The sequence below is a fragment of the Pseudomonas sp. FG47 genome, from assembly GCF_057809115.1.
Genome location: NZ_JBMDJI010000019.1, coordinates 1 through 25434, shown reverse-complemented (window position 1 = coordinate 25434; position 25434 = coordinate 1). Strand labels below are relative to the sequence as shown.

21 protein-coding genes are annotated in these 25434 nt (G+C 63.9%); 12 read left to right on the top strand and 9 right to left on the bottom strand.

The genetic code is table 11. The features are described 5' to 3' along the window. Window positions 1-13 precede the first annotated feature (13 nt). Window positions 14-619, bottom strand: a complete 606-nt coding sequence (locus tag ACODS5_RS15425) for an outer membrane protein (RefSeq protein ID WP_489109065.1) — start codon at window positions 617-619, stop codon at window positions 14-16. A 121-nt stretch (window positions 620-740) separates the two neighbouring features. Here ACODS5_RS15425 and ACODS5_RS15420 point away from each other — a divergent pair, with 121 nt between their 5' ends. Together ACODS5_RS15420 and ACODS5_RS15415 are read left to right on the top strand one after the other, a co-directional pair. Then, the gene (locus ACODS5_RS15420; RefSeq protein WP_489109064.1) at window positions 741-1532 is read left to right on the top strand and encodes a dienelactone hydrolase family protein; all 792 of its coding nucleotides are present in this window, start codon (window positions 741-743) and stop codon (window positions 1530-1532) included. Window positions 1533-1690: 158 nt separating this feature from the next. Next, on the top strand, window positions 1691-2386 hold the full coding sequence (locus ACODS5_RS15415) for a 4'-phosphopantetheinyl transferase family protein (protein WP_489109063.1): 696 nt from the start codon (window positions 1691-1693) through the stop codon (window positions 2384-2386). Here the strand turns inward: ACODS5_RS15415 and ACODS5_RS15410 are convergent. Both ACODS5_RS15410 and ACODS5_RS15405 read right to left on the bottom strand, forming a co-directional pair. After that, entirely contained in the window at window positions 2383-3984 is a 1602-nt protein-coding gene (locus tag ACODS5_RS15410) for an ATP-binding protein (protein WP_134691817.1), read from the bottom strand. The two genes, ACODS5_RS15415 and ACODS5_RS15410, sit on opposite strands and share 4 nt — an antisense overlap. Next, window positions 3981-4676, bottom strand: coding sequence for a response regulator (locus ACODS5_RS15405; RefSeq protein WP_134691816.1), 696 nt, complete (start codon window positions 4674-4676; stop codon window positions 3981-3983). Before ACODS5_RS15405 ends, ACODS5_RS15410 begins: the two co-directional genes overlap by 4 nt. Before the next feature lie 752 nt (window positions 4677-5428). Here ACODS5_RS15405 and ACODS5_RS15400 point away from each other — a divergent pair. The 5 genes from ACODS5_RS15400 to ACODS5_RS15380 all read left to right on the top strand — a co-directional run bounded on the left by ACODS5_RS15400 (window position 5429) and on the right by ACODS5_RS15380 (window position 11525). Continuing rightward, window positions 5429-8308, top strand: coding sequence for a ribonucleoside-diphosphate reductase subunit alpha (locus ACODS5_RS15400; RefSeq protein WP_038706633.1), 2880 nt, complete (start codon window positions 5429-5431; stop codon window positions 8306-8308). 242 nt (window positions 8309-8550) lie between these two features. Beyond that, the gene (locus tag ACODS5_RS15395) at window positions 8551-9801 is read left to right on the top strand and encodes a ribonucleotide-diphosphate reductase subunit beta (RefSeq protein WP_050704266.1); all 1251 of its coding nucleotides are present in this window, start codon (window positions 8551-8553) and stop codon (window positions 9799-9801) included. 371 nt (window positions 9802-10172) lie between these two features. Continuing rightward, window positions 10173-10712 (top strand): BRO-N domain-containing protein, encoded by a 540-nt coding sequence (locus ACODS5_RS15390; protein ID WP_489109062.1) that lies wholly within the window; start codon window positions 10173-10175, stop codon window positions 10710-10712. A 335-nt stretch (window positions 10713-11047) separates the two neighbouring features. Continuing rightward, the gene (locus tag ACODS5_RS15385) at window positions 11048-11311 is read left to right on the top strand and encodes a hypothetical protein (RefSeq protein WP_134691814.1); all 264 of its coding nucleotides are present in this window, start codon (window positions 11048-11050) and stop codon (window positions 11309-11311) included. Further along, window positions 11298-11525, top strand: a complete 228-nt coding sequence (locus ACODS5_RS15380; protein ID WP_489109061.1) for a hypothetical protein — start codon at window positions 11298-11300, stop codon at window positions 11523-11525. The genes ACODS5_RS15385 and ACODS5_RS15380 overlap by 14 nt, the downstream gene beginning before the upstream one ends. On the opposite strand, the gene ACODS5_RS15375 is transcribed toward ACODS5_RS15380, so the two are convergent. After that, window positions 11522-11992: a GNAT family N-acetyltransferase gene (locus ACODS5_RS15375; RefSeq protein ID WP_489109060.1), complete on the bottom strand. Its 471-nt coding sequence runs from the start codon at window positions 11990-11992 to the stop codon at window positions 11522-11524. The two genes, ACODS5_RS15380 and ACODS5_RS15375, sit on opposite strands and share 4 nt — an antisense overlap. Window positions 11993-12215: 223 nt before the next feature. Here ACODS5_RS15375 and pdxR point away from each other — a divergent pair, with 223 nt between their 5' ends. The 5 genes from pdxR (at window position 12216) to ACODS5_RS15350 (ending at window position 18796) form a co-directional block, all read left to right on the top strand. Next, window positions 12216-13715: a MocR-like pyridoxine biosynthesis transcription factor PdxR gene (pdxR, locus tag ACODS5_RS15370; RefSeq protein ID WP_489109059.1), complete on the top strand. Its 1500-nt coding sequence runs from the start codon at window positions 12216-12218 to the stop codon at window positions 13713-13715. A 245-nt stretch (window positions 13716-13960) separates the two neighbouring features. Then, window positions 13961-14338, top strand: a complete 378-nt coding sequence (locus ACODS5_RS15365) for a helix-turn-helix domain-containing protein (RefSeq protein WP_177414230.1) — start codon at window positions 13961-13963, stop codon at window positions 14336-14338. Beyond that, window positions 14335-15639, top strand: a complete 1305-nt coding sequence (locus ACODS5_RS15360; protein WP_134691809.1) for a type II toxin-antitoxin system HipA family toxin — start codon at window positions 14335-14337, stop codon at window positions 15637-15639. The genes ACODS5_RS15365 and ACODS5_RS15360 overlap by 4 nt, the downstream gene beginning before the upstream one ends. 287 nt (window positions 15640-15926) lie before the next feature. Then, window positions 15927-17357: an L-lactate permease gene (locus ACODS5_RS15355; protein ID WP_489109058.1), complete on the top strand. Its 1431-nt coding sequence runs from the start codon at window positions 15927-15929 to the stop codon at window positions 17355-17357. A 17-nt stretch (window positions 17358-17374) separates the two neighbouring features. Then, on the top strand, window positions 17375-18796 hold the full coding sequence (locus ACODS5_RS15350; protein WP_489109057.1) for an aminotransferase-like domain-containing protein: 1422 nt from the start codon (window positions 17375-17377) through the stop codon (window positions 18794-18796). Between the two features lie 168 nt (window positions 18797-18964). On the opposite strand, the gene ACODS5_RS15345 is transcribed toward ACODS5_RS15350, so the two are convergent. The 5 genes from ACODS5_RS15345 to ACODS5_RS15325 form a co-directional block, all read right to left on the bottom strand. Beyond that, complete coding sequence (locus ACODS5_RS15345) at window positions 18965-19864, bottom strand: LysR family transcriptional regulator (protein ID WP_134691806.1); 900 nt, start codon at window positions 19862-19864, stop codon at window positions 18965-18967. A 46-nt stretch (window positions 19865-19910) separates the two neighbouring features. Further along, window positions 19911-21926 carry a 2Fe-2S iron-sulfur cluster-binding protein gene (locus ACODS5_RS15340; RefSeq protein WP_489109056.1) on the bottom strand — a complete coding sequence of 672 codons (2016 nt, stop codon included), beginning with the start codon at window positions 21924-21926 and terminating at the stop codon, window positions 19911-19913. 18 nt (window positions 21927-21944) lie between these two features. Continuing rightward, entirely contained in the window at window positions 21945-22574 is a 630-nt protein-coding gene (locus tag ACODS5_RS15335; protein WP_489109055.1) for a glutathione S-transferase family protein, read from the bottom strand. 147 nt (window positions 22575-22721) lie between these two features. Beyond that, window positions 22722-23276 carry a UPF0149 family protein gene (locus ACODS5_RS15330; protein WP_489109054.1) on the bottom strand — a complete coding sequence of 185 codons (555 nt, stop codon included), beginning with the start codon at window positions 23274-23276 and terminating at the stop codon, window positions 22722-22724. A 163-nt stretch (window positions 23277-23439) separates the two neighbouring features. Continuing rightward, entirely contained in the window at window positions 23440-25083 is a 1644-nt protein-coding gene (locus ACODS5_RS15325; RefSeq protein WP_134691802.1) for an acetolactate synthase large subunit, read from the bottom strand. Between the last annotated feature and the right edge of the window lie 351 nt (window positions 25084-25434).

The following is a 25434-nucleotide window of genomic DNA, read 5'->3' as shown; positions in this document are numbered from 1 at the left end:
GATAACAGCGGCCTCAGAACTTGTAGGTAGCCGCCAGGTAGGTTTGCGCGCTGCTTTTCAGGCGCAGGGTGCCGTCCTTGGGCCCACCATGGGCACCGATTTCGGTGGAAGCGTTGCTGCGTAGGTAACGGTAGCCCAGCTCCACCGCGGTATTGTCGGTAACTTCCTGGATCACCCCGGCCTGCAGGCCAACGGCGTAGCCGTAGTCGGTGTCGCGACGAGCGCCTGGCGAGTCCTGGGTCAGCTTGGTCATGCCCAGGCTGCCACCACCGAACAGCTTGGTGGTATCGCCCACCGGCAGGAACAAGTCGTAGCTGCCGAGCAGGTTTTCCTGGCGCAGCTTGACACCGCCATGATCACCCGAGACGTTGTCGTAGGTCAGGTAGTAGCGGCCCTGGTCGTTGATCTTGCCCAGGCGCGCGCCCCAGGTGCCGTCCTTGCCGATGATGCCGTCGGCATTCAGGCCATTGGTGTTGCTCTGCAGCATGCCGGACTTGCGCACTTTGTCGCTGGTCTGGCCGTAGGTCAGGCTGGCGAAGTTGTCGTCGGCCTGGGCTGCGGTGGTGAGGCCGGCGGCGCAAACGGCCATGGCGGCGATCAGGGTGTTGAGCGTTTTCATGGTTAGGTACTCCAGTTGGATGCGTTGTTTCTGTCTGGGGGCTAGAGTAGGGAGGTCGCCCTGAACCCTGGCTGAACCCGGCCTGAACCCTGGCTGAACGAACCGAACGAGGAGCCTGACCATGCGTACCCTGCTTGCCCTGGCGCTACTGTGCAGCGCCACCCTCGCCCAGGCGGCGGTGCAGACTCGCGAGATCCCCTACCAGGACGCCGACGGCAATCGCCTGGTCGGCTACTACGCCTACGACGACGCCCTCGCGGGCAAACGCCCCGGCATCGTCGTGGTGCATGAGTGGTGGGGCCTGAACGACTACGCCAAGCGCCGTGCCCGCGACCTCGCGGCGCTGGGCTACAACGCCCTGGCCATCGACATGTACGGCGATGGCAAGCACACCGAGCACCCCGCCGACGCCCAGGCGTTCATGGCGGCGGCGATGAAAGACCCGAAAGCGGCGGCGCGGCGCTTCAACGCAGGGCTGGAGCTGCTGAAGATCCAGCCCAACACCAACAAGCACCAGCTGGCGGCCATCGGCTACTGCTTCGGCGGCAAGGTGGTGCTGGACGCGGCGCGCCGCGGTGAAAAGCTCGATGGCGTGGTGAGCTTCCATGGCGCGCTGGTGACCCAGACGCCGGCCAAACCCGAAGTGATCCGGGCGAAGATCCTGGTGGAACACGGCGAGGCCGACAGCATGGTCACCCCGGAGCAGGTGGCGGCGTTCAAGGCGGAGATGGATGCGGCCAAGGCCGACTACAAGTTCGTCGGGATCCCGGGGGCCAAGCATGGGTTTACCAACCCGGATGCGGATCGGTTGGGGCATGGTGGACATGGCGGGCCGGATATCGGCTATGACAAGGCGGCTGACGAAAGCTCCTGGAGGGATATGCAGGCGTTCCTCAAGACGGCGTTGGACTGAGGATTGCCGGGGCCGCCTTGCGGCCCTTTCGCGGCACAAGGCCGCTCCTACAGGAGACCGCCTGCCCTTGTAGGAGCGGTCTTGTGCCGCGAAACGGCTGCAAAGCAGCCCCAAATATCTGCTCCACCACCAGCCAACAGGCTGGCACAATATCGCCCATGAACAGACTCCCCACCTGCTGCGCCCCGCTCCAGCACCACTGGCCCCTGCCCCACCCGGTCCCCGGCGCGGTGCTGGTCAGCTGCGCCTTCGACCCTGCCCACCTGGCAGCCGACGATTTCCAGCGCGCCGGCATCGTTCCGACCGCCAGCCTGCAACGCTCGGTGGCCAAGCGCCAGGCCGAATACCTGGCCGGCCGGGTATGCGCCCGCGAGGCGCTGCGGCGGCTGGATGGTCGTGACTATGTGCCGGCCACCCACGAGGACCGCTCGCCCATCTGGCCGACGGGGATCCATGGTTCGATCACCCATGGCCAGGGCTGGGCGGCAGCCGTGGTGTCGGCCCAGGGCACAGGGCTTGGGTTGGACCAGGAAACCCTGCTGAGCGAAGCGCGCGCCGAACGCCTGGCAGGGGAAATCCTCACCCCCGCCGAGCTCGAACGCCTGGATCGCAGCCAGCAGGCACTGGCTGTGACCCTGACCTTCTCGCTGAAGGAAAGCCTGTTCAAGGCGCTGTACCCCATCACCGGCCAGCGCTTCTATTTTGAGCACGCCGAACTGCTGGGCTGGTCCGCCGACGGCCATGCCCGCCTACGCCTGCTCACCGACCTGTCGAGCGACTGGCGTCACGGCGCCGAGCTGGACGGCCAGTTCTGCGTACAGGGCGGTCATCTGCTGAGCCTGGTCAGCGTTTAATCCCGTGGCTGCTCCCGCGGCCAGCTCAGGCTGAAGCAGGCGCCACCCAGCGTGGTGCTGCGCCCGACCAGCGCTCGGCCGCCGTGCCAGTAGATGATCCGCCGCACGATCGACAGGCCCAGTCCATGCCCTCCCGAGGCGCGGGTGCGGCTGTCGTCCAGGCGCGTGAAGGGGGTGAAGATGCGGTCCCACACCCCTTGCGGAATACCCGGGCCGTCGTCCTCGACGTCGATCCGGCAGCGCTCCTGCCCCAGCTGGTAGCTCAGGCGCACCTCCCCCTCGGCATGGCGCATGGCGTTGCGCACCAGGTTCTGCAAGGCTCGGTGCAGGTAGCGCGGCTCGGCTTCGACCCAGGCGCCGCCGTCCAGGCCGTGGCACTCCCCCCGCAGCACGCGCACCTCGGCGCGCAACGGCGCCAGCTCGTCGATCACCCGCGCCAGCAAGGCGTCCAGGTCCACGGCCTGGAAGTTCAACGCCGGCGCGCCCTGCTCCAGGCGCGCGTAGGTGAGCATCTCGTCGACCAGCTTGTCCAGGTCCTGGATATCGCCGTCCATGCCCGCCAGGTGCTTGGCCCGGGCCTCGTCGCTGCCGGCGCTCTCGATCATCTCCAGGCCGAAGCGCAGCCGCGCCACCGGGGTGCGCAGCTCGTGGGACACCGCCCGCACCAGCTCGCGCTGCATGGTCAGCGAGCGTTGCAGGTGCTCGGCCATACCGTTGAAGGCCTCGGCCAGACGCCCTACCGAGTCGGCGTCGCCGGCTGGCACCCTGGTGTCGAGGCTGCCCTGGGCGATGCGCGTGGCCGCCACTTCCAAGCCCGACACCCGGCGCTCCAGTTGGCGCACCAGCAGGTAGACCACCAGGCCGATCAGGCACAAGCCGAGAAAGGCGATCAGGATCAGCAACTGCGGCGGATAGGGGTTGAGCTGGTACAACGGGCCGATCTCCAGCACCCAGGGCGACCCGGGCAACCCCGAGAACACGCGGATCGAGTCGCCATCGCGGCCCAGGGCCATGACCGTGTCCCCCTCCTCCACCCGCCGCCGCTGGTCGTCATCCAACCCGGCGCGCTCGATACGTTGCAAGGCGACGGCGAAACCAAAGCCTTTCTCCTGGCGTATTTGCGCCAGTCGATTCTGCTGCTCGGTCACCGGATAACGCACCAGTTCATCGGCCAGCAGGTAGAGGGTGGCGCGGGCCAACTGCTCGCTGATCTGCTTGACCTCGGCCACCAGCAGCAGGTCTTCGTGACCGATCCGGCGCAGCACCCGGGCGGCATGCGGGCCGGTCTTCTCCACCACCACCAGGTCACGGTACAGGCGCGCCCGCTGCCCACCGTCGAGGGTAAAGGCCGACAGCGGCTGCAGGTCCAGCGGCACGCCGAGCAGGCGCTCCCAGATCACCAGCGAACGGGTGCGCTCCACCGCGTTCTGCTGCGCCAGGTTGTCGGCCATCAGGCTGAAGGTGCCCTGGGCCAGGCGCTCGCGGTGCTGGCCGGCGCGGATCTCGTTGAGCAGGTGCAGGCTGAGCACACCGAGCACGGCCACCAGCACCAGCACCGCGAGCATGCCGCCATAGATACGCAGGAAGATCGAGTTCATGGCACCTCGCCGACGAACAGGTAGCCCTTGCTGCGCAGGGTCTTGATCAGCCGCGGGGTGATCGGGTCGTCGCCGATCTTGGGGCGGATCTTGGAGATGCGCACATCGATGGAGCGGTCCTGGCCGTCGTAGCCGACGCCGCGCAGCGAGGTGAAGATCTCCTCGCGCGACAGCACCCGCCCAGCGTTGCTGGCCAGCAGCCAGAGCAGGTCGAATTCGGCGCCGGTCAGCTCGATCAACTGGCCGTTCAGGCGCGCCTCGCGTTGGCGACTGTCTATATGCAGCGGGCCGAAGCTCAGATCCGAGCGACGTTCCGGGGCCTCGCTGCGGCGCAGCAGGGCATTGATGCGCGCCAGCAGCAAGCGCGGACGCACCGGCTTGCACACATAGTCGTCGGCGCCCAGGTCCAGGCCCTGGACCTGGTCGAGCTCATCGCTGCGGGCGGTGAGCATGAGGATCGGCCCGGGGTACTGGCCACGTACCCGGCGGCAGATGCTCAGGCCGTCTTCGCCGGGCAGCATCAGGTCGAGGATCACCAGGTCTGGCTGGCTGTCGATGATACGCCGCGCGGCGCGGCCACCGTCGCCCTCCACCGCCACTTCGAAGCCGTTGACCTGGAGGTATTCGGCAGTCAGTTCGGCCAGGCGCTGGTCGTCCTCGACGATCAGGATGCGGTTGATTGGCTGATCCATGGCCTCCCCTTCTTCTGGTTATTGTCTGGCCTTGCGTTGTCCGTGCCGGCCTTTGATTGCAGCGCTAATCCGCCTTCACCAAAGCGCAACATCAGCCCCGGATACTACGTCCCGCCCCCACCCCTGCCAACCACCGCAAACAGCCCTCGACTGAACCGTTTTTTGTGATAGGGTGCGCGCCCTAAAAAATCTTCGCGGCGGCGTAGCACAGGCAAAAAATAGTGCAAACCACTTGGGACAAGGCCTACAGCGAATACCCACGGATGACTCACAAAGTACCCACAAGTTATCCACAGGCGCCGACCTTGCAAAGCCCCCTGGACCGCATTATCTTGTATCCCTATCGCAGCGAACCACTAGATATTGGGTTTTGCGCAAAATCACAAACACAAGTCAACAGGCAAATTCAAGCGAATTTTCTGTCTGAACTTAAGGTGATTTCAACAGCCAAACCGCTCCTGCGGAGGGCGACCGAGGCAAGCCGCAGACGGCCTTGTTCGGGTATGAGTGTTGCAGGCAAGGCCCGCACTCATCAGCAACAGATTTTGGGTACGCCCAGAACCTTTGACTTCGGCCAGGGAGCGGCAGGTTACTGCCCCTAATTCCTGAGTCTGTCCCGAAGTCGGTAAGCCCGAGCGGGCGGATGCGTGTGCTTCACGCGCATCCCCGCCCGGGCCATCGAGCAAGTGGACGGAACGGTGGCGCCCGACAACGGCGCCTGAACAAACTAGAAACTGTGGAGACACCCACCCATGCAAACCGACACAACTCGCGAGAACCCGCAGGCCAAGGCGCCTCAGGCCGCCGATTCGAACCAGGATCTGGCCGCCACCGCCCCTGGTCAACTGCGCGTGATCAAGCGTAACGGCACTGTCGTCCCCTACACCGACGACAAGATCACCGTTGCCATCACCAAGGCGTTCCTCGCAGTTGAAGGCGGCACCGCCGCCGCCTCGTCGCGCATCCACGACACCGTCGCGCGCCTGACCGAGCAGGTCACCGCCACGTTCAAGCGTCGCATGCCATCGGGTGGCACCATCCACATCGAAGAAATCCAGGACCAGGTCGAACTGGCCCTGATGCGCGCCGGCGAGCAGAAAGTCGCCCGCGACTACGTGATCTACCGCGACCAGCGTGCCAAGGAGCGTGCTACCCGCTCCAACGCCGACAGCGTGGTCGAGCCGCACCCAAGCATCCGCATCACCCTGGCCGACGGCAGCCTGGCGCCGCTGGACATGGCGCGCCTGAACACCATCATCAGCGAAGCCTGCGAAGGCCTGGCCGAAGTCGATGGCGAGCTGATCCAGCGCGAAACCCTGAAGAACCTGTACGACGGCGTCGCCCTGAAGGACGTCAACACCGCCCTGGTGATGACCGCCCGTACCCTGGTCGAGCGCGAGCCGAACTACTCGTTCGTCACCGCCCGCCTGCTGATGGACACCCTGCGCGCCGAAGGCCTGGGCTTCCTGAACGTCGCCGACAGCGCCACCCACCACGAGATGGCCGACCTGTACGCCAAGGCCCTGCCGGCCTACGTCGAGAAAGGCGTCGAGTTCGAACTGCTCGACCCGGCGCTCAAAGGCTACGACCTGGAGCGCATGGGCAAGGCGATCAACCACGAGCGCGACCAGCAGTTCACCTACCTGGGCCTGCAGACCCTGTACGACCGCTACTTCATCCACAAGGATGGCGTGCGCTTCGAGCTGCCGCAGGTATTCTTCATGCGCGTGGCCATGGGCCTGGCGCTGGAAGAGAAAGACAAAGAAGCCCGTGCGATCGAGTTCTACAACCTGTTGTCGTCCTTCGACTACATGGCCTCGACCCCGACCCTGTTCAACGCCGGTACCCTGCGCCCGCAGCTGTCGAGCTGCTACCTGACCACCGTGCCGGACGACCTGTCGGGCATCTACCACGCGATCCACGACAACGCCATGCTGTCGAAATTCGCCGGTGGCCTGGGCAACGACTGGACCCCGGTGCGCGCCCTGGGCTCGTACATCAAGGGCACCAACGGCAAATCGCAAGGCGTCGTGCCGTTCCTGAAAGTGGTCAACGACACCGCCGTGGCCGTGAACCAGGGTGGCAAGCGCAAGGGCGCGGTATGTGCCTACCTGGAAACCTGGCACCTCGACATCGAAGAATTCATCGAGCTGCGCAAGAACACCGGTGATGACCGTCGTCGTACCCACGACATGAACACCGCCAACTGGATCCCTGACCTGTTCATGAAGCGCGTCTTCGATGACGGCAAGTGGACCCTGTTCTCGCCAAGCGAAGTGCCTGATCTGCACGACCTGACCGGCAAGGCCTTCGAAGAGCGCTACGAGTACTACGAAGCCCTGACCGAGTACAACAAGATCAAGGTGTTCAAGACCATCCAGGCCAAAGACCTGTGGCGCAAGATGCTGTCGATGCTGTTCGAGACCGGCCACCCATGGCTGACCTTCAAGGACCCGTGCAACCTGCGCAGCCCGCAGCAGCACGTGGGCGTGGTCCACAGCTCGAACCTGTGCACCGAGATCACCCTGAACACCAACAAGGACGAGATCGCGGTCTGCAACCTGGGCTCGATCAACCTGCCGAACCACATTGTCGATGGCAAGCTGGACACCGCCAAGCTGCAACGCACCGTGAACACCGCCGTGCGCATGCTCGACAACGTGATCGACATCAACTACTACTCGGTGCCGCAAGCGCGTAACTCGAACTTCAAGCACCGCCCTGTCGGCTTAGGGATCATGGGCTTCCAGGACGCGCTGTACCTGCAGCACATCCCGTACGGCTCCGATGCTGCCGTCGAGTTCGCCGACAAGTCGATGGAAGCGGTCAGCTACTACGCGATCCAAGCTTCCTGCGACCTGGCCGACGAGCGCGGCGCCTACGAGACCTTCCAGGGTTCGCTGTGGTCCAAGGGCATCCTGCCGCTGGATTCGCAACAGATCCTGATCGAGGCCCGTGGCCAGAAGTACATCGACGTCGACCTGACCGAAAGCCTGGACTGGGCACCGGTGCGCGAGCGTGTACAAAAAGGTATTCGTAACTCGAACATCATGGCCATCGCGCCGACCGCGACCATCGCCAACATCACCGGCGTATCGCAGTCCATCGAGCCGACCTACCAGAACCTGTACGTGAAATCGAACCTGTCGGGCGAGTTCACCGTGATCAACCCGTACCTGGTCCGCGACCTCAAGGCCCGTGGCCTGTGGGACTCGGTGATGATCAACGACCTGAAGTACTACGACGGTTCCGTGCAGCAGATCGAGCGTATCCCGCAAGAGCTCAAAGACCTGTACGCCACCGCGTTCGAAGTCGAGACCAAGTGGATCGTCGATGCCGCCTCGCGTCGCCAGAAGTGGATCGACCAGGCCCAGTCGCTGAACCTGTACATCGCCGGCGCTTCGGGCAAGAAGCTCGACGTGACCTACCGCATGGCCTGGTACCGTGGTCTGAAGACCACCTACTACCTCCGTGCCCTGGCCGCGACCAGCACCGAGAAGTCGACCATCAACACCGGCAAGCTCAACGCCGTGTCGAGCGGCGGCGACAGCGCCCCGGTCCAGGCCGCGGGCCCAGCCCCGGTACCGAAGGCCTGCGCCATCGACGAGCCGGATTGCGAAGCCTGCCAATAAGGGCTGCGCAGAGGCTACCCGCGGGTAGCCTCTTTTCTGCGCCACGGCGCAGAACCCTGTGGGAGCTGGCTTGCCAGCGATGAGGCCTGCACCGCCAGCACCTCCCCACAGCCAGACATAACAAGCCGGGGCCCAACGCCCCGGTCAGCCCTCCCCCGGGCATTCCAGATTTGCGTGCACCGCACCGCAACCAAGATCCACCGGCCATACTCATTGATGGCCCTCAAGCAGGAGATCTCACCATGCTGAGCTGGGACGAATTCGACAAAGAAGACGGCGAAGTCGCCGCCAAGGGCAACACCCCCGCGCAAGCCGCAGCCGCCACCACCCTCGACAAGCTCGACAGCGCCGGCGGTGCCGCCGCCCTGGAAGCCCGCGCCGCCACCGCCGCTGACTCCGACGCCGTAAAGCGCGCCAAGGCTGCCCTGGACGCCCTGGACATCGCCGAAGGCCTGGCCGAGCTGGAAGGCTCCTCGGCCCGCGTCGCCGTTGACGAAAAGCGCATGATCAACTGCCGCGCCGACCTCAACCAGCTGGTCCCGTTCAAGTACGACTGGGCCTGGCAGAAGTACCTCGACGGCTGCGCCAACCACTGGATGCCGCAAGAGGTCAACATGACCGCCGACATCGCCCTGTGGAAGAGCATGGACGGCCTGACCGAAGACGAACGCCGCATCGTGATGCGCAACCTCGGCTTCTTCTCCACCGCCGACTCCCTGGTTGCCAACAACCTGGCCCTGGCCGTGTACCGCCTGATCACCAACCCCGAGTGCCGCCAGTACATCCTGCGCCAGGCCTTCGAAGAGGCGATCCACACCCACGCCTACCAGTACTGCATCGAGTCGCTGGGCATGGATGAAGGCGAGATCTTCAACATGTACCACGAGATCCCATCGGTCGCGAAGAAAGCCGCCTGGGGCCTGAAGTACACCCGCGCCATCTCGGACCCGGAGTTCAACACCGGCACCGTCGAAACCGACAAAGAGCTGCTGCGCAACCTGATCGCCTACTACTGCGTACTGGAAGGCATCTTCTTCTACTGCGGCTTCACCCAGATCCTGTCGATGGGCCGCCGCAACAAGATGACCGGCGTCGCCGAGCAGTTCCAGTACATCCTGCGTGACGAGTCCATGCACCTGAACTTCGGCATCGACGTGATCAACCAGATCAAGATCGAGAACCCGCACCTGTGGGATGCCGCGATGAAGGAAGAGGCTACCCAGATGATTCTGCAGGGTACTCAGCTTGAGATCGAATACGCCCGTGACACCATGCCACGCGGCGTACTGGGCATGAACGCGGCGATGATGGAGGATTACCTCAAGTTCATTGCCAACCGTCGCCTGACCCAGATTGGTCTGAAGGAAGAGTATCCGGGGACTACCAACCCGTTCCCATGGATGAGCGAGATCATGGACTTGAAGAAGGAGAAGAACTTCTTTGAGACTCGGGTGATTGAGTATCAGACTGGTGGTGCTCTGAGCTGGGACTAATAGTCCATCGATCCAGAAAGGCTGCCTTCGGGCAGCCTTTTTTATGGCTTTGAATTCAGCGTTTTCAAGTGTTTGCGTGAGGGCCGACAGGTGTTCGACATGGTTTTTGTAGCGCCTATCAGATCGAGCGCCGCGCGGGCGGCGCTCGATCTGATAGGCGCCAAAAGGCTTTCGGCGAACACTTGGTGGCCCTCACGCTATAGCACTCAAAATACCCCTCAAACATCTGATATCAAATCAAGAAACACCCTACAGATTTGCCTCTATTTAACCCCAGCAAACCACGCTAGTTTCTCCAAGCGCTAAGAACGCTCACGCAGCGGAATCCCGTTCCCGTTAGAAACGGCTCTCCTGATTTTGGAAGGCCAATTATGGACAACCACTACTCCTCCACCCTCTTCACCCGCCACAACCGCCCCCTCCACACCCTCTGGCTCGAATCCCAAGCCTGGTTCTGCGCCCTCGAACTCGGTCGGATGGCCGGGCACTTCTTCGGCGAACCCAGCATCCGCAAGCTCGACCCGGATCAGCATCGCAGCGTGCAGTGGCTGCGCTACGGCCGCTACAGCGACACCGTCATGGTCAGCGAGTCCGGGGCCTATACCCTGCTGGCCCATCATCACATTCCGGAAAACAGAGACCTTCGCCACTGGCTGACCCATGAGGTGGTGGCGGTGCTGCGCGATAGGCAGGACTCGGCGCTGGAAGACCTGCCGCGCCTGGGCAGGATGTGCTGGCCGGGTGGGCATACAGCGAGTTTGTTGTATTGGCAAAGTGAGCCTTGGATACGGATGCGGAATATGCCAATGATGATGGCGGCGGAGGTGCCCGTGGTTGTACCCGAGCGGCGCAAGCTGAGCTGGAAGGAATGTGCACAGCGGGCATTGCGGTTGCACGGGGTTGGAGATTGAAGAATTGTGGGGCCGCTCTGCGGCCCTTCGCGGGTAAACCCGCTCCCACAAAGCACTCATGGCAGAAGAAGGGCTTGCCCTCGCCACAAAGGGCATCGATGTGCCGGACTGGAACATGCCAGTCACGTGGTCGAAGGCAAGACCGCTGATGAATTTAGCGCGGATCATGAGTATTGCAGCATCGAAGGCATGCGCCATTGTCACGACTCGATGCAGAGCGATGCGCTCGTAGTAGCTTGTACCAAGAAGACACCTCGCGCCCCTGTTTGGTAATGCCAGGCAGCGCTACAATGGCACACATCGCGTCTTCGCACCTGACTGGCCCAGGAGACCCCATGGCAACCGTTCAGAAAAAACAGCTCAGCGACGCAACACTCGAAAATCTGGAAAGCCAGATTCCAGAAATGGCAGCGGCTGCGACGCGTCTTGCCTACTACCGCGCCGTCGCAGCAGGGCACACCGTGGTTACCGTCGAGCAGGATCGAATCGTAGCAACCCACGCTGACGGGCAGGTTGAGGTGTTGGTCGAGCCCAGGCCGCGCCGCAAGGTCCAAAAAGGTCAGGTCCTTACCGTTCGCAAGATCGATGGGCGCGCCTAAGCTGCGGGTTTTTGCCGGGCCCAACGGCTCCGGCAAAAGCACCATCAAGGACCAGATCCCGGCAGGCCTGATAAATACCTACATCAATGCAGATGACTTGGAAAAAGCTGCACGTGCAACCGGCTTTATCAATCTGGCCGAATTCAATATCAACCCGTCCCTCCAGAAGCTGACGACCTTCCTGGCTGATCACACCTGCTCACAATGGACTTAGTGAGCAACCTCCAACGGCATCCGGTACTCGATCACCCCCGGCTTCTCGGCAATCCAGTCATACAACCGCTGCGCAGTCTTGTTGGTCTGCTGGGTATGCCAGTACAACCGGTCACACCGCTGCTGCCGGGCCTGGCCCTGGACGAACTCGATCAGCCGCTTGCCGATCATCCTCCCCCGCGCACTCGGCGACACGAACAGGTCTTCCAGGTAACAGAAATCATTGCGCCCCCAGGTCGAGCGGTGGAACACATAGTGAACGAAGCCGAAGATTTGCTCGCCGTCCGTGGCCACGGCGCAATGCATGGGCTCGGCCGGGTCGAAGAAGCGCGCCCAGGTACGCTCGGTGATGGTTGGGCCCAAGTCCACTTGGTAGAAGGCCTGGTATTGCGCCCAGTAGTCGGACCATGGCTGCAGGTCGGTTTGCTTCACTTCGCGTACGAAAACGGGCAGTTGGGTGGTGGTCATTGTTCAAACCCCTTTTGGACAACACAGCTGAATGAGTGAGGGGGCCGGCCTGCCCGTAGCGCTTGCCTTCCTTGGTGATTGCTTGCGGACCTGGGTTTTATAGCGGATAAATGGCTGGTTTATACCTGCCAATTATTCGGTAGCTACCAGACCATTTTCAGGGGCGCGATCCGTCCCAGGATAGGCAGGCACCTTTCAAATCCACGCGCCAAGGACCAGGCCAATGTTCAAACACGCCCAGCTGGAATCGGTAAAAGCCTGGCTAACGGATCCCTCCCATGGCGCACTGGCGCGGCATGTGCGCATCCAGCGGGCCATCCGCCAGTTGATCCTTGAGGGTGCCCTGCCGGTCGGCAAGCCACTGCCGGCGTCGCGGTCGCTGGCCAGTTCGCTGGGCGTCTCGCGGGATACCGTGGAGTCGGCCTACAGCCAGTTGCACGCCGAGGGCTTTATCGAGCGACGCGTGGGCAGCGGCAGCTTCGTGTCGCAACGAGCCCGCTGCCTGCCGTCGCGCAAGCGCCAGCGACCAGCACACAGCGAAGCCCCGGTGCAGTTGAGCCGCCGCGGTGAAGCGCTATTGCACAGCGGTGGCGTCCACAACTTCCAGTCGCCCCGCCCCTTCGCCCCGGGCGTGGCCGAAACCCGGCATTTCCCCCTGGCCGTCTGGGAGAAGCTGGAGCGGCAGGTATACAAGGAATACGGCACCCGTGCCCTGGAACACAGCGAGCCACAGGGTATGCTCACCTTGCGCAGTGCAATCGCCGACTACCTCAACCTCGAGCGCGGCGCGCAGGCATCCGCTGACCGCATCCTGATCCTCACCAGCTCGCAGCAGGCCCTGGGCTTGTGCGCCCAGGTACTCATGGACGCAGGCGACCGGGTACTGGTCGAGGACCCGCTGTACCAAGGCACCCGCAAGGCCATCAGCGCCGCCGGGCTGCAAGGCGTGCCGGTGCCGGTGGACGCGCACGGCCTGCAGGTGGACGGCATGGCCCAGCTAGCGCCGGATGCCCGGGCGCTGTTCCTCACGCCTTCGCACCAATACCCGACCGGCGCCACCCTGTCGCTGGACCGACGCCTGCGTGCCATCGAATGGGCGCGCCAGCAGCAAGCGTGGATTATCGAGGACGACTACGACAGCGAGTTCCACTACGCCGGCCGCCCCACCGCCTGCGTGCAGGGCCTGGATTCGCATGCGCGCACGCTGTACATCGGCACCTTCACCAAGTCGCTGGGCGCCGGGCTGCGCATCGGCTACCTGCTGCTGCCGCCCCAACTCGTCGCGCCAATGACCGCCGCGCGAACGCTGCAGGATGGCCACAACGCATCCATCGCCCAGCTGACCCTGGCCCGGTTCATGGAAGACGGGCACTTCAACGCCCATGTACGGGCTATGCGCAGCCTCTATGCCGAGCGACGCGACGTACTGGCGGACCTGGTACAGCGGCACCTGGGGGCGTTCCTGCGCCCGCAAGTGCCGGTGGGTGGGCTGCAGATGCCTTGCCACTTCGTTCAGGACTTGGCGGAAGACGCAGTGGTCAGGGCGGCACGTGGAGCGGGGATTGATCTGTTGGGGCTGGGCAGTTTGCACGCGGTGCCGAGGAACGATGCCGGCTTGCTGATGGGGTTTGCGGCACTGACGCCCGCTGAGATGAGGGAGGCGGTGATGAAACTGGAGAAGGTGCTGGCAGGTTTGGTCACTTCGGGACGTTCGATTCGGTAGCCAGTTCTGCGCGAAACGAAATGTGGTAAACCAAACGCTGAAAACCGCCGCGAAAACCAGGATCGGACAACGCCTATAATTCTTGGCAAAAACCCTTAAATACACACTTAAAGCCTATAAATTTAGGCTTTATTAAGTAGCGAATTATCCTTTCAAGCGCACTATACAAAGCCTAGAATCATAGGCATTCAGGTCAATAACGGCGTTTTAAGCATAGGATCACAGGCGTTATGAAAGCCATATCAATGACTGACGACGCTATCGCCAACGAGATCGGCCAACGCATTGAGGCTATCCGCCTGAAGCGTAATATTGGCCAGGACATCGTCGCCCATGAAGCCGGGATTTCCCGGGAGACCTACCGCAAGCTCACGGCAGGCAAAGGCACCCTGGTGAACGTGATTGCCGTCTTGCGAGTGCTGGGAGAGCTTGATCGTCTCGCCTCGCTCATCGAGGACGTCAGGACCAGCCCCGTGCAACTGGCAAAAATGCAGGGCAAGCAGCGGATGCGGGCGAGAGTCACACGGGCTACACCGCCGGCGCCTGAACACGGAATCAGGACGCCTATCGGCAAGCCCACGCTCATTGGTGGCCCGAAACCCGACAAGGATGACAGCTGGTGATTGCACGGATCTATCTCTGGGATGTGTATGTAGGCGCGCTCAACTGGAACACGCAGACCCAGACCGGGGAGTTCGAATACACCCCCGAGTTCGTCAGGACGGGCCTTGAGATCTCGCCGGTTCATATGCCGTTGCGCCAGGACTACACCTACGTGTTCCAGGGGCTGGACCGCGAAACCTTCAAGGGCCTGCCCTCGATCCTCGCCGACTCCCTGCCCGATGATTTCGGCAACGCGCTGATCGATGCCTGGCTGGCCCAGCAGGGGCGTGACAAGGCAACGTTTACCCCGGTCGAACGCCTGCTTTACCAGGGCAAGCGCGGCATGGGCGCTCTGGAATATCGTCCGGCGATGGCCACCGAGCGGGACAAGGGGGAGAGCATCCATATCGATGCACTGGTGCGCCTGGCCAGCGAGGTGTTGTCCGAACGCGAGTCGATCGCCGAGCGCCTGGATGCCAAGGACCCATCGCTGGACGACAGCGCCCTGCAGCACCTCATCCAGATCGGTACCAGCGCGGGCGGCGCCCGGGCCAAGGCGGTGATCGCCATGAATGCCGAAGGCGAGATCCGTTCGGGCCAGGTCACCGCGCCGCCGGGCTTCGAGTACTGGTTGCTCAAGTTCGACGTAGCCAAGGATTCGACCGTGCTGGCTGACTCGCAAGGCTACGGGCGCATCGAGTACGCCTACCACCTCATGGCCAAGGCGGCCGGCATCACCATGACCGAGTGCCGATTGCTGGAGGAAGGTGGACGCGCTCACTTCATGACCCGGCGCTTCGACCGCACGACCGAAGGTGAAAAGATCCACGTCGCCACCTTGTGCGCACTCGACCACGCCGACTTCCGCAAGCCTGGCCAATACTCCTATGCCGAGGCCTTCGGGGTGATGCGCGCGCTGCGGATTTCCCGCGACGGCGCCGAACAGTTCTACCGCCGCATGGTGTTCAACCTGGTGGCACGTAACCAGGACGACCACACCAAGAACACGGCCTTCATGATGGACACCGACGGCACCTGGTACCTCACGCCGGCGTATGACGTGTCCTATTCCTACCTGCCTGGCAGCTTCTGGGTCGATAGCCACCAGATGACCGTCAACGGCAAACGCGACGACTTCACCCTCGACGATTTGTTGAGCGTGGCCAGCCAGGTTCGGGGGATGGATGCACGAGGGATCATCAAGGAGGTCTGTGAAGCCGTCGCACAGTGGCCGCGTTTTGCCAGAGAGGCTGGTGTGCCCGCCGCCGCCAGTAAGCGTATCGGCGAAGTTCATCGCCTGTACCTTGGAGAGGGGCTGTGAACGAAGATCGTCTGCGATCCCTTAAGACATGAAGCAGGTAGGCTCGCCCACGCCACAAATCGGCATCTAAAGTGCCAGACAGGAAATCCTGTCGAACGTGGTCATGGGCGAGTTAATGATTAAGCGTAGCGCGGATTTCCATCGCTGCAAACGCAGGACCGAGTGCCGCTCCTCGCTAGCCGCCAGAGCTGTATTGAAAAACCCTGCCCCCCTGTATCTATTGCAGACTCGCCCTTCCCTCCACCATCCCTTCCACACTCCCCCGGATGGCTGAAGGAACCCGCATCATGGCTGCCCTGCTGCTGCAAATGTCCCCCATAGGCCTGGTGATCGCCCTGATCCTGCTGCTGCGCCGTCCGCCCGTACAGGCCGCGCTGGCCGGCGTGGCCGGTGTCTTGCTGCTGTGGGGCCTGGGCGCCGCGCAGCCGCTGTCGACGGAGGTGTCCGGCGCGATCCTGCAAGACACGCTGATCCTGTTCCTCAGTACCGCCTGTGTGATCGTCCCGGGCCTGGCCTTCGTCATCCTGGTCGAGCGGGCCGGCGCGCCGCAGGCGATTGGCGCCTGGGTGCGCGAGCTGGGCTGGACGCCGCCGATGCAGGTGATCTTCATCGTGCTGGGCCTGGCGCCGCTGCTGGAGGCGATGACCGGGTTCGGGGTGTCGCTGATCGCTACCGTGCCGCTGTTGATGGGGCTGTTCTCGCGCCAGGTGGGCATGAAGATGGCGTTGGCCGGCATGGTGGTGATGCCTTGGGGCACGCTCGGGCTGGCGACGGTAATCGGCGCGTTGCTGGCGCATGTGCCAGCGCAGGAGCTGGGCAGCCATTCGGCATTGATGAGCGCTCCGGTGTTCCTCTGCCTGGCCGCCGTGGCGTTGGGCCTGGCGGGTGTTCGCAGTGTACGGGCATGGCTCGGGCTGGGATTGATCTCGCTGCTGTTCAGCACAGTGCTGTATGCGGTCAACCGCTGGATCGGGCCGGAGGCCTCGGGTGTGCTGGCCGGGCTGGCGGTGGCCGCGGTCGGCCTGGGTATCTCCTGGGCGCGGCGCGGGGCACTGGTGCGCTGGCCGCAGGCCGCGTGGCCTTACCTGGCCCTGTTGGCGGTGATCATCGCGTCGCGGGCGTTGTTCCTGTCGTCGGGCTGGGACGGGCTGTGGGTGGTGCACGGCGCCAATGTGTCGTGGAAGCCGCTGGCTTCGCCGGGGCTGGCCTTGCTGCTGGTGGTGCTGATGATGGCCGGCCGCCAGGGCGCGGGCTTCCCGTGGCAGGCGCTGGTCACTCGGGCACGGTTCCCGGTGGCGACGATCTTCCTGTTCCTGCTGCTGTCCCAGGTGATGGTCAAGGCCGGCTTCCTGGTCGAGGCACAGCGGGCGTTGCAGGCGCTGTCCGGGGTGTCGCTGGCATCGACGGTGTCGCTGCTGGCGGGGTTGGCCGGCTATGTCACAGGCTCCAATGTCGGCGGCAACACCCTGGTGATGCCCTCCATCGCGGCGCTGTCCACGGTCCACGGCCCGTGGCTGGCGGCGATGGTCAACAGCGCCGCCGGGCATGGCGCGCTGGGCTCGCTGTCGATCCTGTCGCTGATCATCGGGCTGGCCGGGGCCAACCGCGAGGAAGAGCACGGGCTGATCCGCTTCGGCTTCGCCCTGGTGCTGTTGAACATCGTCATCGTGGCTGCAACCGGCGTGGTTTTGCTCTACCTTTGCGGAGCCCCCGCCTGACACGACACACGGCCCCCATGGACAGCACCCCCAAGCCCGACAAACGCTGGCACACCGTAAACACCTGGCTGCTGCGCCAGATCGACAGCGGCGAATGGCCCACCGGCACGCAACTGCCCTCGGTGCGCGAGCTGGCTCGGCTGTTCGACAGCAGCCTGGCCACGGTGCAGCGGGCCCTGGCGGAGCTGGAGGCCAATGCCTATGTGCAGGCCACGCCACGAGTGGGCTATTTCGTCGCCAAGGGCGCGGCCCAGGTGCAGGGCTTTGACCTGGCCAGTGTCAGCGTCAACGTCAACCACGCGGTGGTCGCCATGCTCGCCCAGGCCGCCAGCAACGGCGGGTTGTCGTTGAGCTCGGCGGTGCTGCATGACGAACTTACGCCCCAGGTGCTGCTGAACAAATGCCTGACCACCCTGGCCAGCAAGGCCGATCAGCCGCTGGCCGGCTTGATCGCCCCGCCTGGCCTGGCCTCGCTGCGCCGACGTATCGCCGGGCTGATGCTGCAGCGCGGCGTGGCCTGCGGCCCGGATGAAATCCTGGTGACCTCGGGCGACACCGTGGCCCTGGAGCTTGCACTCGAAGCGGTGGCCCGGCCGGGCGCTACGGTGGCCATCGAGACCCCCACCTACTACGGCATCCTGCAGACCATCGAACGCCTGGGGATGCGCGCCCTGCCCATGCGTACCCACGCAGGCAGCGGCATGGACCTCGACCACCTGGCATGGGCGCTGAAACGCAAGAAGGTCGATGTGGTCTTCCTCAACCCGACGCTGCAGAACCCTCGCGGCTTCATCATGCCCGACGCGGCGCGGGCCGAGCTTTCGCGCCTGGCGCAGGCGGCGGATGTGCCGATCATCGAGGACGATATCTTCTTCGACCTGGTGGACGAGGCGCAGCGCCCGAAGGCGATCAAGCACTACGACGCGACCGGGCAGACGATCTACTGCTCGTCGTTCTCCAAGACCGTGGCGCCGGGCTACCGGGTGGGCTGGTGCGTGGCCGGGCGTTATCGGGACGCGATCCTGGCCCAGCTGTTCTCGCGTAACCTGGCGGTGTCGAGCCTGGCCCAGCGGGTGCTGGACGAGTTCATCGCGCGCGGGTACATGGAGGCGCACTGCGCGAAGCTGCGTGGGCGGCTGGCGGCGCAGGCCGAGGTGATGGAAACGCTGGTGCGCTCGGAGTTTGCGCCGGGGACGCGGTATGTAGCGCCCGATGGAGGATTCATCCACTGGCTCGAATTGCCGGAAGGGACGGATATGGCGGCGCTGCGAGGGCTTGCCGCCGAGCGCGGATGCAAGGTGGGCGACAGCGGGATGTTCTTTGCCGATGGGGACTGTGGCACGGGGCTGCGGGTGTGCCTTGGGCGGGTGATTACGCCGGAGGTGATGGGCGGTTTGAGAACGCTGGCGGAATGCGCACAGCAGGCGGGACAAGGCTGATATCAGTCAGTTTACGTCAATGGGGCTGCTACGCAGCCCATCGCCGGCAAGCCGGCTCCTACAGGCACCGCGCAATTCCTCAAGCCTGCACATTACCTGTAGGAGCCGGCTTGCCGGCGATGGGCCGCAAAGCGGCCCCTGTCACGTTATCTGACTGACATTATCGAGTCAGCTCAGGTGCGCATGGCTGCGCAGATGCTCGGCCAGCATGTCGATGAAAGTGCGCACCTTGGTCGAGCCGTACTTGCTCTCGCGATGCAGGATATGGATCGGCCAGGGCGCCTCCTCGTACTCGGCCAGGATCACCTGCAAGCGCCCCGCCGCGACCTCATCCGCCACCTGGTACGACAGCAGCCGGGCGATCCCCAGCCCGGCACTGGCCGCGGCGATGGCGGCGTCGTTGCTGGTCACGGTCAGGCGCGGCTTCATGCGGATCAGCGTCGGATCGTCGATGGCGCCGAAACGCCAGTCGGTGCGAGGTGACAGCGTCCCGGCGGCAATGACCTCGTGCTTCTGCAACTCCGAGGGATGCCGCGGCGTGCCATGACGCTCCAGGTATTCGGGCGAGGCGCACAGCAGCCGGCGCATCTTGCCCACCCGCAGCGCCTTCAGGCCCGAGTCGGGCAACTGGCCGATGCGTACGGCCACGTCCATGCCCTCCTCCACCAGGTTCACCACGCGGTCGAGGAAGAACGCCGAGACGTCCACCTCGGGGTACTGCTGCAGGTAGCGCACGATGCAGGGCATGACGAACTTCTTGCCGAACAGGATCGGCGCGGTCACCGCCAGGTCGCCCTTGGGCGCGGCATTGATGCCGGCGGCGGCTTCGTTGGCTTCGATAATGCTGGCGAGGATATGCCGGGTGTCTTCCAGATAGCGCCCGCCGGCCTCGGTCAGGCGCACGCTGCGGGTGGTGCGCTGCAGCAGCTTGACCCCGAGCTGCTCCTCCAGGGCGCTGACAGCGCGAGTCACCGCCGCTGGCGAGATGGCCAGGCGGCGGGCGGCGGCGGCGAAGCTTTCCAGCTCGCCGACGGCCACGAACACTTTCATCAGGTGGATCTGGTCCATGCCGCGCCCCACGCGTTGTCGTGGCGCGATTATCCCTGTGCGCACGCTAGAGCTCCAGCACCACAGCTTGCGTGCCGTCCTCGGCCTGGGCCGGAATCGCGCAGCAGATCAGCACGCTACCAGCTTCGGGCAGTTCGGCGGGCGGGTTCGGGTAGTGGACCTGGCCGCTGACCAGCTTGGTCTTGCAGGTGCCGCAGGAGCCACCGCGGCAACTGAAGTCCGGCGACAGGCCGCGGCTCTCCGCCAGTTCCAGCAAAGTACCGCCACCAGGCGCCCAGCGCGCTTCCTTGGCGGAGCTGGCGAAGTACACCGGCACCGGCTCGCTGGCGGGCGGCGGTTGTTGCAGCGTGGGCTGGTTGTCGTCGGTATGGCGGCGCAGGGTCGAAGGGCCGAAGGCTTCGGCATGGATGCGAGCGTCGGGTACATGCACCGTGCGCAGCCCCTCGTAAAGGTCCTGGGTGAAGCTGGCCGGGCCGCAAAGGTAGAAGTCGTAGTCGTCCAGGGGCAAGGTGGCCTTGATCTGCTCGATGCCCAGGCGGCTGGCAAATGCATAGTCGCGGCCCTGCACGGCTTGGGGTTCGGGCAGGCTCAGGGCGCGGTGAATGCTCAGCAGGCCACCGGCGTGTTGCTGGAGTTCAGCAAGCTCGTGCTGGAACGGCAGGTCAGCCAGCGTACGGCCACCGTGGAACAGGTAGATGCGCCGCCCCACCCCCAAGGCCAATTGTTCGCGCAGCATGGCGATCAACGGGGTGATACCGACGCCCGCACCGACCAGCACAAGGGGGCGGTCGCTGGTGTGATCGAGGATGAAGCTGCCCATGGGCAGGCGCACCTGCAAAGGGTCGCCCACCTTCAGTTGCTGGTGCAGGTAGCATGAGGCAGGCCCCTGCGCCTTGACGCTGATGCGCAGGTGGCCATCGGACGGCGCGCTGGACAGGCTGTAGGTGCGGATCAGCGGTGCCTCTCCATCAACCTGCAGACGCACGGGAATATGCTGGCCGGGCGCGAAGGCCACCGCCGTACCCTCCTCGGGTTGCAGGTAGAACGAACGGATATCGCGGCTTTCCTGCTCGATACGCAGCACGCGCCAGGTCAGCCATTGGCGCTGGCGCTCACGCTGTTGCAGGCGCTCTTGGGCTTCACTCCAGGTGCCGGTCATCAGGCTGGTGGGGGCGTACTCCTGGAAGGCCCAGCGCAACGACACCGCAGCCGGGCGGACCACCACTTGCTCGATGTCCAGGGTCCAGATGCGCTCGGCCCCCTCGAAAGCGCTGATCAGCGGGCTGTCGAGAATCACCTCGGTTCGCCCTGAAACCTGCAGCACATCGCCCGTGGTGAAGTCGACGAACAACAGGCCGGCAACCGGGTTGACCAGCAGGTTGCCGAGGGTGTTGAAATGCAGGTTGCCGGCATAGTCCGGAATGGTCAGGCGATTGCCTTCGACCCTGACGAAACCGGGGCGGCCACCGCGGTGGGACACGTCCACGGCACGTTGGCCGTTTTCCTGCTCGACGTAGCTGGCGACAAAGAAGGTGTCGGCGTTTTCGATCATGGCGCGGGACGCGGCATCGAGTGCCGATGAATCCCGACGCGCTTGCGGCGGTTCATCGACGCGGGTGTATTCGCGCAGCTGGATGTACTGGGGGCAGTTGCCGAACGACTGCTCGACCACCACCTCCAGCTGACCGTTGCCTGCCCGACGGATCAGGCCATTGAGCCGGTTGCGTCGCCGGGTATGCAACTCGATCCCCAGCAAGCCAATGGCACCGCCATCCACCAGGCCCGGCGTGGCCGGGTCATCAGCGGCAGGCGCGGCGCCGATCAGCAGTTGCCGGGGATCGGGCGAGCTGACGAAGCCTTCCGCGCCTTCGAGCAGCGTCGCCCAAGGGGTGCCAGCGGCATCCACGGCAGCGGCCACCAGGAACGGCAACTGCTGGTAGAAAGCGCGATGCTGGTCGGGCATGAAGTCGCGGATGACTTTCTGGCCGAACACCTCCATGCGCTCTGCAACACCGACTTGCTCCTGCAGCCGTTTTTCACCTGCATGCCAGGGCGATCGCATGGCGGCATTCCTCTGGGTTCAGAGCGTGGTCTGCAAACCGATGACGGTGCGGGGCATCGGCACGAAGCCCGGCAGCGCCTCGATCCGGGCCAGCCAGGCGCGCACATTGGCGTACGGCTCCAGCGACACATTGCCCTCGGGGGCATGGGCGATGTACGAGTAGTTGGCGATATCGGCGATGGTCGCCTGGTCACCTACCAGGAACGGGCCCTTGGCCAGTTCGGCGTCGATCACCTTGAGCAGGGTGTGGGCGCGGCCAATCACTTCGTCGGTGTTGAACGAGGCGCCGAATACCGTCACCAGGCGTGCGGCGGCCGGGCCAAAGGCGAGCGGGCCTGCGGCCACCGACAACCAGCGCTGCACACGGGCGGCGCCGAGCGGATCTTCGGGCAACCAACGCTCGCCGCCATAAGCCTTGGCCAGATAAACGAGGATGGCGTTGGAGTCGGCGATGACGGTGCCGTTGTCATTGATCACCGGCACCTGGCCGAAGGGGTTGATGGCCAGGAACTCGGGCTGCTTGTGTTCACCCTTGGCCAGGTCGACGAACACCAGCTCGGTAGGCAGTTCGAGCAGTGACAGCATCAGCTCGATACGGTGGGCGTGGCCGGACTTGGGGAAGTTGTAGAGCTTGATCGGGCTTGGCATGTGCGGGGCTCCAGGTCAGCGCCGGGAGTGGCGCTGCTGGAGGACATGCTGCACTGGATCGAATGGCAGCAGAATCAGTGCTGGGAGCAATCCAGTATTTCGGCAAGTGGAATAATCACAATCACAGGCTTGCCCCCGATGACACCATCAATGCCGGTGCTGTTTCTGGTACTGGTACAACCCCCGCGCCGCCTCGATCACCAGCGGTACACAGGCCTGGCGCTCATCGAAGCTCATCGAGTCGAGCAGCTCGAAGTTGTCTTCCAGCCCATGCAGCGAAATGGCCTTGAGCAAACGATCCTGCTCTGGCGGCAGCTCGCTCCACTCGGCTACCTGCGTGCCGCGCATGTAGCCGAAGCACCACTCCTCGAGAATGATCGCCGGGCCCTCTTCACTCTCGCCCTCTTCGAACATCGGTTCGAAGCCCTCGAGATCGGTGGCCAACTCTTCGGCCACCTGGCTGGCATAACGCAGCATCAGCGCGGTATAGGCTTCTTCATGGGCGGGCTTCTTGAACTTGGGCACCTTGCCACCGGCGACAGAAGGCAGCCACTGCTCAGGGTTGACCTTGTTGGGGGAGCTGGCCAGTGCCGTGAAGAAACCGTTGAGCTCGGCGAGGTTGAGTACCGAATAATCGTTGCCGTAGGTGATCAGCAGGTCTTCGAGGCGGTCGAGTTCTTTTTCGCTGAGCGCGGGGAGCATGGGCGGGTGTCCTGAGGAAACAAAATATGGGTGCACCCTAACACATGGGCAAAGCGGCGCAGGCATACACCGCGCCAATAAAACGATCGCGGGGCAAGCCCACTCCCACGTTGATCTTGCACAACGTGGGAGCAGGCTTGCCCCGCGATGAGGGTGCTACGGTTTAGACCGCCAGCGCGCGCTCACGCAGCTCGCTGTTGAGGATGCGGTCGTTCTCGCTGTAGTCGACCGGGCAGTCGATCACGTGCACGCCCGGAGTCTTGATGCAGTGCTCGAGCAGCGGCAGGAAGGCTTCTGCGCTCTCCACGCGGTGGCCATTGGCACCGTAGGCTTCGGCGTATTTGACGAAGTCCGGGTTGCCGTAGTCCAGGCCGAAATCAGTGAAGCCCATGTTGGCCTGCTTCCAGCGGATCATGCCGTAGCCGTCGTCACGCAGGATCACCACGGTGATGTGCATCCCTAAGCGTACCGCCGTTTCCAGCTCCTGGCTGTTCATCATGAAGCCGCCGTCGCCGCAGACCGAGATCACCGGGCGATCCGGGTAGACCAGGTGCGAGGCCATGGCCGATGGCAGGCCGGCGCCCATGGTCGCCAGCGCGTTGTCCAGCAGCACGGTGTTGGGCTTGTGCGCCTTGTAGTTGCGGGCGAACCAGATCTTGTAGATGCCGTTGTCCAGGGCGACGATGCCTTCGGACGGCAGGGCGCGACGGATGTCGGCAACCATGCGCTGCGGGTAGACCGGGAAGCGGTCGTCGTCGGCGCCTTCGGCGATCTGCGCTTCGTTGGCTTCACGGATGGCCATCAGGCGGGTGAAGTCCCAGTGGCTGGTGTCGGTCAGCGCTTCGCTGATCTGCCAGACGGCGTTGGCGATGTCGCCGATCACTTCCACCTGCGGGAAGTACACGGCATCCACCTCAGCCGAGCGGAAGCTCACATGGATCACTTCGGTGCCGCCACGAACCATGAAGAATGGTGGCTTCTCGATGACGTCGTGACCGATGTTTACGATCAGGTCTGCGGCTTCAACAGCGCGGTGGACGAAGTCACCCGAGGACAGCGCGGCGTTGCCCAGGAAGCGCGGGTGACGCTCATCGACCACGCCTTTACCCATCTGGGTGGTGATGAACGGGATGCCGGTCTTGTCGATCAGTTGCTTGAGGACCTTGGCGGTCATCTTGCGGTTGGCACCGGCACCGATCACCAAGATCGGGTTACGGGCGTTCTTCAACTTCTCGACGGCTGCTTCGATGGCTACGTGCTCGGCCAGCGGGCGACGGTGCAGGCTGCGCGGGATCGGCAGGGCGTCGGTCTGCTCGGCAGCGATGTCTTCCGGCAGTTCCAAGTGCACGGCACCCGGCTTCTCTTCTTCGGCCAGACGGAAGGCTTCACGCATGCGTGCCGGGATGTTGTCGGCCGAAGCGAACTGGTGGGTGTACTTGGTGATGGGGTCCATCATGCCGCACACATCGATGATCTGGAAGCGGCCTTGCTTGGACTTCTTGATCGGCTTCTGGCCGGTAATCATCATCATCGGCATGCCGCCCAAGTAGGCATAGGCGCTGGCGGTCACCAGGTTGGTCGCGCCGGGGCCGAGGGTCGACAGACTGACGCCGGTCTTGCCGGTCAGGCGACCATAGGTGGCTGCCATGAAGCCCGCGGACTGCTCGTGGCGGGTCAGTACCAGCTTGATCTTCGATTTGCGCAGGGACTCGAGCAGGTCGAGGTTTTCCTCGCCGGGGATGCCGAATACATATTCGACACCTTCGTTTTCCAGGCATTGCACAACGACATCGGCGGCCTTGGCCATCTTGCTTCTTACCTCAAGTAATAGGACGGTTGAAAGTCCAGAAATGCGCAGCACGGTACGCTGGCATCGCGCTGTTCGGGGGCCAGGATTGCCCCGAACCTAAGTCTTGACGCAGGGTGGGTGTGGGGAAGTCACGTCAACGAACGGTAATAATTGTCGCACCCTTGGCGGGTGGGCGGTGAGATAGCCGACGAGCAAAAAGCCCGGTGTGGACGCGGGGCTGAAAGTCACGACGCGCCCCTCTGTAGGAGCGCACAGTATTTTTGCGCCGCAAAGACAAAACCCCTACCTGCTCACGCAGATAGGGGTTTTGCGAAATGAATCTTGACGATGACCTACTCTCACATGGGG